Source organism: Bradyrhizobium lablabi, from assembly GCF_001440475.1.
Classification (GTDB): Bacteria; Pseudomonadota; Alphaproteobacteria; order Rhizobiales; family Xanthobacteraceae; genus Bradyrhizobium; species Bradyrhizobium lablabi.
The window spans coordinates 36,192-47,456 of record NZ_LLYB01000074.1; the positions used below are offsets into that span (position 1 = coordinate 36,192).

11 protein-coding genes and 1 pseudogene are annotated in these 11,265 nt (G+C 61.6%); 9 read left to right on the forward strand and 3 right to left on the reverse strand.

The window, feature by feature from the left end; translation table 11 throughout:
• Positions 1-35: 35 nt before the first annotated feature.
• Positions 36-827, reverse strand: coding sequence for a Spy/CpxP family protein refolding chaperone (locus CQ14_RS19980; protein WP_057859574.1), 792 nt, complete (start codon positions 825-827; stop codon positions 36-38).
• Between the two features lie 471 nt (positions 828-1,298).
• Between CQ14_RS19980 and CQ14_RS19985 the strand changes: the two genes are divergently transcribed.
• From CQ14_RS19985 to CQ14_RS20005, 5 genes are all read left to right on the forward strand, one after another.
• Entirely contained in the window at positions 1,299-2,639 is a 1,341-nt protein-coding gene (locus tag CQ14_RS19985; protein WP_057859561.1) for an ABC transporter substrate-binding protein, read from the forward strand.
• A 100-nt stretch (positions 2,640-2,739) separates the two neighbouring features.
• The gene (locus CQ14_RS19990) at positions 2,740-3,675 is read left to right on the forward strand and encodes a carbohydrate ABC transporter permease (RefSeq protein WP_057859562.1); all 936 of its coding nucleotides are present in this window, start codon (positions 2,740-2,742) and stop codon (positions 3,673-3,675) included.
• Positions 3,675-4,586 (forward strand): carbohydrate ABC transporter permease, encoded by a 912-nt coding sequence (locus CQ14_RS19995; protein ID WP_057859563.1) that lies wholly within the window; start codon positions 3,675-3,677, stop codon positions 4,584-4,586. The genes CQ14_RS19990 and CQ14_RS19995 overlap by 1 nt, the downstream gene beginning before the upstream one ends.
• Positions 4,587-4,590: 4 nt before the next feature.
• Positions 4,591-5,691, forward strand: coding sequence for an ABC transporter ATP-binding protein (locus CQ14_RS20000; RefSeq protein WP_057859564.1), 1,101 nt, complete (start codon positions 4,591-4,593; stop codon positions 5,689-5,691).
• A 30-nt stretch (positions 5,692-5,721) separates the two neighbouring features.
• On the forward strand, positions 5,722-6,708 hold the full coding sequence (locus CQ14_RS20005) for a hydroxyacid dehydrogenase (protein ID WP_057859565.1): 987 nt from the start codon (positions 5,722-5,724) through the stop codon (positions 6,706-6,708).
• A gap of 185 nt (positions 6,709-6,893) precedes the next feature.
• Here the strand turns inward: CQ14_RS20005 and CQ14_RS20010 are convergent, their stop codons facing one another.
• Entirely contained in the window at positions 6,894-7,175 is a 282-nt protein-coding gene (locus CQ14_RS20010; RefSeq protein WP_057859566.1) for a hypothetical protein, read from the reverse strand.
• A gap of 132 nt (positions 7,176-7,307) precedes the next feature.
• On the opposite strand from CQ14_RS20010, the gene CQ14_RS20015 reads away from it, so the two are divergent.
• Together CQ14_RS20015 and CQ14_RS20020 are read left to right on the forward strand one after the other, a co-directional pair.
• A complete protein-coding gene (locus CQ14_RS20015; RefSeq protein WP_057859567.1) occupies positions 7,308-8,732 on the forward strand; it encodes an amidase in 1,425 nt (474 codons plus the stop codon).
• 118 nt (positions 8,733-8,850) lie between these two features.
• Positions 8,851-9,261 carry a hypothetical protein gene (locus tag CQ14_RS20020; protein WP_057859568.1) on the forward strand — a complete coding sequence of 137 codons (411 nt, stop codon included), beginning with the start codon at positions 8,851-8,853 and terminating at the stop codon, positions 9,259-9,261.
• A gap of 21 nt (positions 9,262-9,282) precedes the next feature.
• Here the strand turns inward: CQ14_RS20020 and CQ14_RS20025 are convergent, their stop codons facing one another.
• Positions 9,283-9,828: a DUF1993 domain-containing protein gene (locus CQ14_RS20025; protein WP_057859569.1), complete on the reverse strand. Its 546-nt coding sequence runs from the start codon at positions 9,826-9,828 to the stop codon at positions 9,283-9,285.
• A gap of 63 nt (positions 9,829-9,891) precedes the next feature.
• Here CQ14_RS20025 and CQ14_RS20030 point away from each other — a divergent pair, with 63 nt between their 5' ends.
• Positions 9,892-10,668, forward strand: a complete 777-nt coding sequence (locus CQ14_RS20030) for a transporter substrate-binding domain-containing protein (protein ID WP_057859570.1) — start codon at positions 9,892-9,894, stop codon at positions 10,666-10,668.
• A 188-nt stretch (positions 10,669-10,856) separates the two neighbouring features.
• Positions 10,857-11,265, forward strand: a pseudogene (locus tag CQ14_RS20035) (DUF2147 domain-containing protein); the annotation flags it as partial.

Here is an 11,265-nt window from a genome sequence, read left to right on the forward strand (position 1 = left end):
CGGTTCGCGTTAAGAAAACACGTCAGAACGAGAATCTAATCGAGCCCGCGTTCGTGGCTCAGATTGACCATTTCCTGAATGAAGACCGCCTTTTGCTTGTCGTCCAGGCTGGCGAATAGCGGCTCGGCCGCATCCGCCACGTTGCGCTGGTCGACAGCGCGGTCGTTGAGAAACTGGGCCTCGTTGCGCATCTGCTCGATGATGTCGTCAGGCGGATCGCGCTTGGCGCGCGCAACGCGCAGGTTGAGCCGGTCGGCGCCGTTATGACCGAGATAGTGCATCGCACTGTTGAAGCCGGCCCAATGCTTTTCCTGCTCGGGCGTGAGATTTAATTCCTTCTTGATCCGTTCGATATTGGCGTCGCTGCTGGCGACGATCTGTTCGGCCGTCAGTTGCGGCGCGCCGGCCTGGGTGAGGACAGCCGGCTGCTGCTGCGGTTGCTGCTTCGCGGTCTTTGTCGCCTTGGTCCCCTTGGACGGCTTCGATGTTTCGCTTTGCTTGGAAGCCTCACCCTGCTTGGATGTCTCGCCCTGTTTGGCATCCTTTGTCGGAGGTGCCTGTCCGCCCTTAGTGTTGGGATTGTTATTGCCTCCGGTCAGAACGCCGGTGACGCCCGTGACGACCCCGACGACGCCGCCGATCGCGCCGCCCAGGACGCCGCCGACCGGGCCGGCAGCCTTGTTACCTTCCCGCGCCCCCTGCTGCACGCCCTGCACCAGCCCTTGCGCGTTCGCTGTTGCGGGCACGCCAAGAGCCAGCATGGCGATGGCGCCAAGCGCAAAACGCAATCGCGACGGCATCGGCGCAATGTGCAAAGGACGGGTCATCATCTGGTCTCCATCGTCGATCGAGAAATTCGGCAGGCGTAGTTTCAACGGCGCACCGGGAATCTTTCTCCGCTTAAGCTATCGTTTCCGCCCTGAACTCGTCCACCGTAGCGCCGGGGAGGTTCCACGGATGGAAACATCTTCGGGTGTAGGCGTTACACGCGCCATCGGTTGACTGCGGCGCAAGCGCACACCCAGCGTCGGGATTGAAAAGAACAGACGTGTGCAACGCAATATTGCCGCGTCAATTATTGACGATCCCAACGACATGGCATCGTCGCTCCCGCTGCCCGGAATTACCACGCAACGTTAGTTCAATGACGACTGCTGCTGTGTTTTCTCGACAGATGCAAACAATTCTGTTCTGATCCGATTGCGAAATCTCCGCTGGCCACCGCCTCGACGCGGCTCTCCTCCAGACGGAGAACAAAAAATAAAAAGCAAAATCTGGCTCAGCAAAGAGGAAACGCCATGTCTCGCAGGAAGCTTTCTCGCCGACAATTCGTTGCTGCGACAGCGCTAACATCCGCAGCCCTCGTTACCGCGCCATATGTGCGCGGCGCCCACGCCGCCGGCAAGCTCTCGATCGGTTTCTGGGATCACTGGGTTCCCGGCGCCAACAAGGCCTCGACGGATATCGTCAACGCCTGGAAGGAAAAGGAGAAGGTCGAGGTAACGATCGACTACATCCCGAGCCAGGGCAACAAGAACCTGCTGACCATCGCCGCCGAAGCACAGGCGAAATCCGGGCATGACATTCTCGCCATGCCGACCTGGTGGCCGCATGCGCAATCCGAACTGCTGGAACCCATGAATGACGTCATGGAGGACCTGATCAAGCGGAACGGCGAACCCAACGGCACTGTGAAATATCTCGGCCAGTCCAAGGGAAAGTGGCTTGCGGTACCTGCAAGCGTCGGCAGCCAGATCAAAGGCCCCTGCTCGCGCATCGACCTGATGAAGCAGCATGCCGGTATCGACGTGCAGGCACTGTATCCCGCCGGCGCCCCGCCGAAGGCCGATAGCTGGACTCTGGAGACCTTCCTCAAGGCCGCGGAGGCCTGTCACAAGGCCGGCGTCCCCTTCGGCATCGGGCTTGGCGAGACCAGCGACAACGTCGATACGGCGGGCGCGATCTTCCAGTCGTTCGGCGCAGCCCTTGTCGACGAGAAGGGCAACCTCACTGTCAAAACCGACGCGGTGCGCCAGGCACTCGAATACTACAAGAAGCTGATCTCCTTCCTGCCGCCTGACGTTGGCGCCTGGGACGACGCCTCCAACAACAAGTGGCTGGTGTCTGGCAAGGGCGCCATGATCATGAACCCGCCGAGCGCCTGGGCGGTCGCCAAGCGCGACGCGCCGCAGGTTGCCGAGCAGTGCTGGACCCACGGCTTCCCGTCCGGGCCGAAGGGCCGCTACGCGCCCTACCTCGCCTACTTCTGGGGCACCTGGTCGTTCTCCAAGAACAAGGAAGCGGCCAAGAGCGTGCTCAGGGCCCTTTCGCAACCCGACGCGATCGAGAAGATGGTGGTGGCGAGCGGCGGCTATGACCTGCCCTGCTACGAAAAACTCACCACGCTGAAGGTCTGGCAGGAAGAAGGCCCGCCGAAGGGCACGCTCTACCACTACCCGAACCCGCACAACCACCAGACGCTTTCGATCGCCGCGGCACCCGCCCCGCCGAAGATCGCGCAGCAGATCTATGTGCAGGCGACCCTGACCAAGATGTGCCTGCGCTATCACAAGGGCGAGCCGATGGAGAAGGTGCTCGCCTGGGCCGAAGGCGAGTGCGAAGGCTTCATGCGGAGCTGACGGCTGGGACATCATGGCGGCCCGCCCGATCGCAGGCCGCCATTCCCTATCCGCCTTCAATCACGGGCGCGGCGAAACCTTACGGGGATAAAAACACATCATGGCTGACGTCGCATTGCAGCCGAACCGGTCCGCGGCACAAACGGGACGCAAACGCTCCAGCCTGCACAACGCGCTCAAACGCAAGTCGACGGTAGCATTCTTGATGACGCTGCCGCTGCTGCTCCTGATCGCGGCCCTCGTCATCTATCCGGCTTTCTATGCGGTGCACCTGGCGACGTTGAACAAGTCGATGCAGCGCTTCATCGGGTTCAACAATTTCGAGTTCCTGTTCAAGCGCGAGACGTTTTGGCTCGTCGTCAAGCAGTCCTGCATCTTCGCGATTACGGCCGTCATCTTCAAGGCGGTGCTCGGCTTCATCATTGCGCATTTCGTCCACAACATCCCGGCCAAGGGCCAACGCAAGTGGCGCGGCATGCTGCTGGTGCCATGGGTGATCCCGCCGGCGATGAGCACGTTGGCCTGGCTGTGGCTGTTCGATCCCTCCTACAGCGCGTTCAATTATACCCTTTCCTTCTTCGGCATCGGGCCGATCCCATGGACCGGCGATGCCATGTGGGCACGCTTCTCGGTCATCCTCGTCAACATCTGGGTAGGCGCACCGTTCTTCATGATCATGTACCTGGCGGCGCTGAAATCCGTGCCCGAGCAGCTCTACGAGGCAGCCGCCATCGACGGCGCCAACTGGTGGCAGCGCATCTGGTACGTGACGCTGCCGATGATGCGCAACATCATCGCGATCACGACGCTGTTCTCGCTGATCGTGACCTTTGCCAACTTTGACATCGTGCGCATCCTGACCGCGGGCGGTCCGCTCGACCAGACTCATATCTTCGCGACATGGGCATTCCGGATCGGTATCGAGGGTAGCGATATTCCGTTGGGCGCCAGTGTGTCTCTATTCATGGTGCCGATTCTGGCGGTCGCAGCGATCTTCATCCTGCGCGACATCTCCAAACGCGGGAATGAAGCCTGATGACCACGGCGACAATCGACAAGGCCGCACCGACCCGCAAGGTCAAGTACGGCAGCATGAGCCGCGATCGCGCCTGGGCGCTGCGCTGGTCCTATTTCTTCCTGGTGATCTTCGCGATCTTCTTCCTGACGCCGCCGATCTACATGTTCATCACCTCGCTGAAGAGCAGCGCGGAGATTTCGGCGGCGACCAATCCGTGGTGGGTATTCCATCCGACGCTGGAGAACTACGCCGGGTTGCTGACGTCGAACCAGTTCCTGCGCTTCTTCTGGAATTCGGCGATCGTCTCGATCTTCGTCGTCACCATCACCATGCTGATATCAGTACCCGCCGCCTTTGCACTGTCGAGGATGCGGTTCTGGGGTTCGGCGACGCTCGCGACCGGCGTGTTCCTGACCTATCTCATTCCCGAGACGCTGCTGTTCATTCCGCTCTTCAAGATGTTTGCCGTGATCGGCGACTGGACCGGCATTCAGCTCATCAACAAATGGTACGTGCTGCTTATTCTCTATCCGACGCTGACGGTGCCGTTCTGCACCTGGATCATGATCGGCTATTTCGCCTCGATCCCGAAGGAGCTCGATGAAGCCGCCGTGATCGACGGCGCGTCCTGGATCCAGACGCTGACGCGGATATTCATCCCGGTCGCCTTCCCCGGCATCATTGCGGCGACCATCTTCGCTTTCACGGTGTCGTGGGCGCAATTCCTCTATCCGCTGGTGTTCACGACCTCGACCGATCAGCTCGTCATGCCGGTCGGGATCATCACCTCGCTCATCAAGGGCGATGTGTTCAACTGGGGACAGATCATGACCGGCGCCCTGCTCGGCGCAGCTCCTCCGCTCATCATCTACGCGTTCCTGATGGACTATTACATTGCCGGCCTGACCGCCGGTGCGACAAAGGGCTGATCTCATGGCTGACGTGACGTTGCGTAAGGTTGTGAAGCGTTATGACGAAGTCGAGGCGGTGCGCGGCATCGATCTCGATATCGCCGACCATGAGTTTGTCGTACTGGTGGGACCATCGGGTTGCGGCAAGTCGACGACGCTGCGGATGATCGCCGGCCTGGAAGATATCTCCGACGGCGACATCATGATCGGCGGCGACGTCGTCAACGACGTGCCGCCGAAGGATCGCGACATCGCGATGGTGTTTCAGAACTACGCGCTCTACCCGCACATGACGGTCGCGGAGAACATGTCGTTCGGCCTGCGGCTGAAGCGCTATCCGAAGGCCGAGATCAAGAGCCGCGTCGACGAGGCCGCGCGCATGCTCGACATCGTCGAACTCGTCGACCGCAAGCCGAAGCAATTGTCCGGCGGCCAGCGCCAGCGCGTCGCCATGGGCCGCGCCATCGTGCGCAACCCGAAGGTGTTCCTGTTCGACGAGCCGCTGTCCAACCTCGACGCCAAGCTGCGCGTGCAGATGCGGATCGAGATCAAGAAGGTGCACCAGAAGGTCCGCACCACGACGGTCTATGTGACTCACGACCAGGTCGAAGCGATGACGCTGGCCGATCGCGTGGTGGTGATGAACCATGGCCGGATCGAGCAGATCGGCACGCCCAACGAGCTCTATCACAAGCCGGCGACGAAATTCGTCGCCAGCTTCATCGGCTCGCCGGCGATGAACTTCATCCCGTGCCGGCTGGAGGATCTCGCCGGCAAGTTGCACGTTCGGTTGACCGACCGCATCGCCTTCCCGCTGCCGCCGGCCCGCGCTGCCCGTTATCAGGGCATTCCGCGTGCCGACAAATTGCTGCTGGGGCTGCGGCCCGAGCACATCACCGAGGCGAAGCCGCATCCCGAGCCCGGCGTGGAGGCCTTCGAAACGGTGCTCGACGTCACCGAGCCGATGGGAATGGAGACGCTGATCTACTTTACCCTGGAAGGCGCGCAGGTCTGCGGCCGGGTCAATCCCAATGCCGGTGCGCAGGATGGCGCCCCGCTCCGATTGGCTGTGGACCTCAACAATATGCACCTGCTAAACGAGGTGACCGGCGTCGTCCTTTGACGGCGCATCAGCGACACCCAAGGGCAGGAAATGGCGACCAACAAGAAGAAAATCTTCATCACGGAATCGATGTCGCAGCAGGGAAGAGCGTTGCTTCACGCGCGCGACGACATCGAGGTCGTCGAATTTCCCAACATGATTGCGCAGAAGGATTTCGAGGCCAAGCTGAAGGAGCATGCGCCGGTGCACGGCGTCGCCCTCGGCGGCACCCGTTTCGGTGAGCCCGAGCTCGAAGCCTCGAAGGACATGCTGGTGGTGACCCGGATCGGCGTCGGCTTCGACGCCGTCGATGTCCCCGCGCTCAGCCGCCGCAAGGTCCCGCTGATGGTGGCCGGTACCGCCAATTCGCCCTCCGTCGCCGAGCATGCGGTTTTCATGATGCTGACGCTCGCCAAGCGCGCGACGGAAATGCATTCGCTCGTCAGGGATGACAAATGGGCTGACAGGCTCGGCATGCTGCCCTTTGATTTGTTCGGCAAAACGGTCCTGATCGTCGGCTTCGGGCGCATCGGCACTCGCACCGCCAAGCGCTGCCTCGCGATGGAAATGAACGTCCTGGTTTTCGATCCCTACAAGCCTGCGGCTGACATCAAGGCCGCCGGCTGCGAGCCGGTCGCCGATCTCGACGCCGCGCTGCCGCGGGCGGACTTCCTCACCATCCACTGTCCGAAGAACCCGGAGACGGTCGGCATGTTCAATGCCGACCGGCTGAAGCGGCTGAAGCCGACCGCCTACCTGATCAACACGGCGCGCGGCGGAATCGTCGACGAGGCCGCCCTGCACACGGCCCTGGTATCCGGCAAGCTTGCCGGCGCGGGCCTCGACGTTTTCGAGCAGGAGCCCCCGCCGGCCGGTCAGGCGCTGCTCGCCTTGCCGAACGTCATCATGGCCCCGCATGTTGCGGGCGTCACGGTGGAAGCCGTCGACCGCATGAGCGAACAGACCGCCCGCAATATTCTCAGCGTCCTGGACGGCGATCCCGTACGCCAGAACGTGATCAACCAGGACGTGTTATAATTTCGTAAGAGATTGATCTGAATGAGTAATTTCGCATAGTACTAGCCGTAAAATAAAAACCTGCGAGGTATGCGAAATACTTCATACCTTGTCAGGCTAGTCCCGAGACGGACTAGCTAGCAGGTCTACGCAAGAAAGAAGGCTGCAGCGGCAAGCCTCTATCCCAGATGGAAGCCCACGTCGGATCAGATCTCCCAATAGAATATTGCGCTGGAGGCAACAATACCAACAAATATGCCAATGGAGATCGCTTTTCGAATCGGCGTTTTCCATGGAAAGCCTCTCATGCCACCCATGAGGTAAAGCGCTATCGCGGCACCAGCGAAGAACGGTTTCTCCTTCCAGAGAAGTCCCATAAGCACCGTTGAAATCACCGCGGATACCGCGCCTGCGAGAATTACCCGCGGCGGACTGTTTGAAGAGCGGTATGTTTGATCGGCCTTCACGGTTGTTTGTTCTGTGGTCATTGTCCGCCAACTCCACCTTCTATGGGATTCTAGAAAATCATGTCCTTTATTGACCCGGGTCAAGGACCTCACTCATAAAAGCAAAGGCCCCGCCCGGTCCATCATCGACCGGCCAGCAAATGAGGTATCCGCATGGCCTTCAAAGAATACGGCGAACACGACGCGGTCGGCCTTGCGGATCTGGTTCGGAAGAAGGAAGTCACGCCCAAGGAATTGCTCGACGAGGCCATCGCCCGTACCGCGAAGGTCGATCCGCAGATCAACGCTGTCGTCGTCCAGCATTACGACCATGCCGAGCGTCAGATCGCGCGCGGCCTGCCCGATGGCCCTTTTACGGGCGTACCGTTCCTGCTGAAAGACCTCGACCTGCTGGAGGGCACGCGTACGACCTCGGGCGCCTCTGTCCTGAAGGAGTTTGTGGCCGACCATAGCGGCACGCTGGCGCAGCGCTTCGTCAACGCCGGCGTGTCGATCTTCGGCAAAAGCTCGAGCCCCGAATTCGGCCTGATGCCGACGACGGAGTCGCGCCTGTTCGGGCCGACGCGCAATCCCTGGAATCTCGAACATTCTTCCGGCGGGTCATCGGGCGGCGCAGCCGCGGCGGTTGCCGCCCGCATCCTCCCCTTCGCGCATGCCAGCGACGGTGGCGGCTCGATCCGGATCCCCGCCTCCGCGTCCGGCGTGTTCGGCCTGAAGCCGAGCCGTGCGCGCAATCCGCTCGGCCCCGATCGTGGCGAAGGCTGGGGCGGCTTCGCCTGCGGCCATGTGGTGAGCATCAGCGTGCGCGACAGCGCGGTGATGATGGACGCGATCCACGGCCCGGAGCCGTCGAGCCCCTACGTCGCGCCACCGCCGGAGCGGCCCTTTTCGCAGGAGGTCGGCCGCGACCCCGGCAAGCTCCGTATCTCTTTCACCGACAAGTCGCCTTATGGCGACGCCATCGATCCTGAAATTGCGGCAGCGGTGCGTGAGACCGCAAGCCTGCTGGCGGGGCTTGGCCACCACGTTGAGGAACGTGCGCCGAAACTTCCCGCCGATCCGGCCGCGACCATAACCTCGATCGTCGGCGCCAACACCGCGCTGACGGTGCGGCTGCTCGAGCAGAGGTTCGGCCGAGAGATGACGGACAAGGATCTCGAGATCTTGACGCTGGCGCATTCCAACAACGCGAAGAAGGCCACGGCGACCGATTACGTGGCCGCCCAGCTCGCCGCGTTCCAGATATCCCGCGCGCTGGCGGCCTTCTTCGAGGGCTGCGACGTCTTCCTGTCTCCGACGTTGTGCGCGCCGCCGCTGCGCATCGGCGAGCTCAACACCATGTCGAACGATCTGTCGCACATCGCCCCGATCCTGCGCCGTTATATGCCGGGGACCTCGATGTTCAACATGTCGGGACAGCCGGCGATGTCGGTGCCGCTTGCATGGAACAAGGCCGGATTGCCGCTCGGCATGATGTTCTCCGCCCGATTCGGCGACGAGGCGACCCTGTTCCGGCTCGCCGGCCAGCTCGAACAGGAGCGGCCCTGGAGGAACCGGTTACCGCCGGTTTGCGCCTAAGCGTCGCCTCCAAAACGCCACGGATGGACAAAACTCGGCCTTATCGCTAGCGAGGAAGGGCACCGGGCGGCATCGGGGCACCGATTCTGCCAAACGGGCGCGATCCGGAGGCTGAATCGTGACTCAAGGCGACCCAACCGACAATGCCCTGGCGACCATCGCGAGCATTCTCGACGCGCCGGAAGCGCGCCGCGAACCCGACAAGGCCGCGGCGGCCGAGCAAAAGCCCGCGACGCCGCCGCCCATCCCCGTCTCTCGGCCGATCGAGGCCCATGGCTACACCAAGTTCGGTCCGGGGCCGATGGCGGCGATACGTTTCAAATGGACGGTCCGCCTCGAGAATGGCGACTACTATGTCGACGAGACCATCGGCGAGAACTCGACGCCGATCGTGACCGGCCCGATGTCGCGGGAAGCTGCGATCCGGATGGTCGATGATCGCGAAAGCGACGCACGCCGCCGCTTCGAGCTGTTCAAGAGCGAGATGACCGAACGCGCTACCGCCAACAGGGAGAGCAGCGACGCGTAGCGTTCCGCTCTCCGTTGACGGTTATCTCGGCTGCCCCAGGAAGTCCTTCTTGACCAGATCGACGCCGGCATGGCGCAGGATGTCGTAGGCGGTCGTGACATGAAAGAAGAACTGCGGAGCGCTGAACGTCAGTAGCAGCGATTTGCCGGTGAAGTTTCGCTGGGTCCCGTTCTTGAATGTGAACGCGACTTCCTTGTCGGCAGCGTTTTCGATTTCCTCTCGCGGCAAGCCCTGCACGAAATCGATCGTTGCCGATATCCGCGACTGAAGCTCAGGGATATCGGGCTCGGTATCTGCAAACGTGTGCGGGGCGCGGCCCGCCAGCAGCGCGCAGGCGACGATCGCATGCCGTTTGGCCTCTCCGACCTGCTGTTTCAAATTGTACATCGTGGGCGAGAGCCGCATGTTCAGCACGACGGCGGAATCGATGTTCCGGGCTTCGGCATGGGCCGAGGCCTTGTCGAGAAGACTGGACAGATTTCCGAGATACGGCACGAAAACGCCGACGGAAGCCTCGTGAAGCGAGATGGTCACGATTTCAATTTCTCCGGGTGGCACCGCGGGCATATCTGGTCTAAATCGGCGCCATCGCTTCAGAGTGTCATCTAATTTGTCGGCGGAGAAGACCTGATGTTTCGCGTGTTCGTTACTCTTGCAATCGCTGCCCTGTGGAGCGTCGTCGCCCACGCTCAGCCGGCGAATTCCCGCCTCGACGACATCATCAAGCGCGGCACGCTGCGGGTCGGCATGACGGGCGACTATCAGCCGTTCACCTATTTCGACAAGGCCACGTCGAAATTCCGCGGCTTCGACGTCGACATGGCGGAAGCGCTGGGCAAGGCGCTCGGCGTCAAGGTCGAGTTCGTTCAGACGGCGTGGCCGCAGCTGATGAAGGATTTCGAAGCCGACAATTTCGACATCGCGATGGGCGGCGTCTCGATCACGCTGGACCGGCAGAAAAAGGGAATGTTCTCGACGCCGATCATGCGCGAGGGCAAGACGCCGATCGCGCGCTGCGCCGACCAGGGCAAGTATGAAACCATTGCCGATATCGACAAATCAGGCACGCGTGTCATCGTCAATCCCGGCGGCACCAATGAGCGCTTCGCCAAGGCGAACATCAAGAACGCCGAGATCAAGGTGTTGAATGACAATGTCACGATCTTCGACGAGATCGCCAAGGGCAATGCCGACCTGATGATGACGGACGCTTCCGAAACCCGTTACCAGCAGAAGCAGCATCCCGGCGTGCTCTGCGCGGTGCATCCTGACAAGCCATTCGACTTTTCCGAGAAGGCCTATTGGCTGCAGCGCGACATGCCGCTGAAGGCCTTTGTCGATCAGTGGCTGCATATCGCGATCCAGGACGGCAGCTACAGGAAAATCTACGCCGTCTGGTTCGATTGATGACCCAAGATACGCCTGTTTTCGCAGGAAAATTGACCGTCTATTGCGCGCTATCTAATCTGCTCGGGTCGAATTTGAACCGAAGCCGCTAGTACACGACTTATAGTTTGAAAGTGATCTGGATCACGCTGGGTGAAGCTGCCGCTGCGTAATACCGTCAGTGGGATTCCCCTCAGGAGGTCGTCATAATGAAAAAGTGCCTCGCTATCGCCGTGCTCTTGCTGGCGAGCACCGTCACCGCCGCGCAGGCGCAGGTCTCGTTTGAGTATAACGGCCGCACCATCACGATCGATCCCGATCGCGGCACCGTTTCGATTCCCGGCGTCTACGATAATACCGGCAAGAAAGCCAAGCGCCCGCGAGGCGAGGAAGGCGATCTCGATCGTCCGACCAGGAAGGTCCCGCAGCAGGCGAAGACCGCCCCGCAGGCCGCACCTGAAACGGCACCAGCGCCCGCTGCACCCGCGCCGGCAGAGCAAGCGGCAGTCCCGGCAGCACCCGCGCCGGCCGCCCCTGCTCCGACCGCTGCACCGCCAGCGCCGTCGACCAATACCGCGGCTGTTGCTCCGACGGACGCCCCAGCGCCTCCAGCGGCAC

Bases quoted from the DNA above. Each gene is read 5' to 3' on its own strand.
- CQ14_RS19980 (WP_057859574.1), bottom strand. From the start codon at position 827: ATGACCCGTCCTTTGCACATTGCGCCGATGCCGTCGCGATTGCGTTTT.
- CQ14_RS19985 (WP_057859561.1), top strand. From the start codon at position 1,299: ATGTCTCGCAGGAAGCTTTCTCGCCGACAATTCGTTGCTGCGACAGCG.
- CQ14_RS19990 (WP_057859562.1), top strand. From the start codon at position 2,740: ATGGCTGACGTCGCATTGCAGCCGAACCGGTCCGCGGCACAAACGGGA.
- CQ14_RS19995 (WP_057859563.1), top strand. From the start codon at position 3,675: ATGACCACGGCGACAATCGACAAGGCCGCACCGACCCGCAAGGTCAAG.
- CQ14_RS20000 (WP_057859564.1), top strand. From the start codon at position 4,591: ATGGCTGACGTGACGTTGCGTAAGGTTGTGAAGCGTTATGACGAAGTC.
- CQ14_RS20005 (WP_057859565.1), top strand. From the start codon at position 5,722: ATGGCGACCAACAAGAAGAAAATCTTCATCACGGAATCGATGTCGCAG.
- CQ14_RS20010 (WP_057859566.1), bottom strand. From the start codon at position 7,175: ATGACCACAGAACAAACAACCGTGAAGGCCGATCAAACATACCGCTCT.
- CQ14_RS20015 (WP_057859567.1), top strand. From the start codon at position 7,308: ATGGCCTTCAAAGAATACGGCGAACACGACGCGGTCGGCCTTGCGGAT.
- CQ14_RS20025 (WP_057859569.1), bottom strand. From the start codon at position 9,828: ATGCCCGCGGTGCCACCCGGAGAAATTGAAATCGTGACCATCTCGCTT.
- CQ14_RS20030 (WP_057859570.1), top strand. From the start codon at position 9,892: ATGTTTCGCGTGTTCGTTACTCTTGCAATCGCTGCCCTGTGGAGCGTC.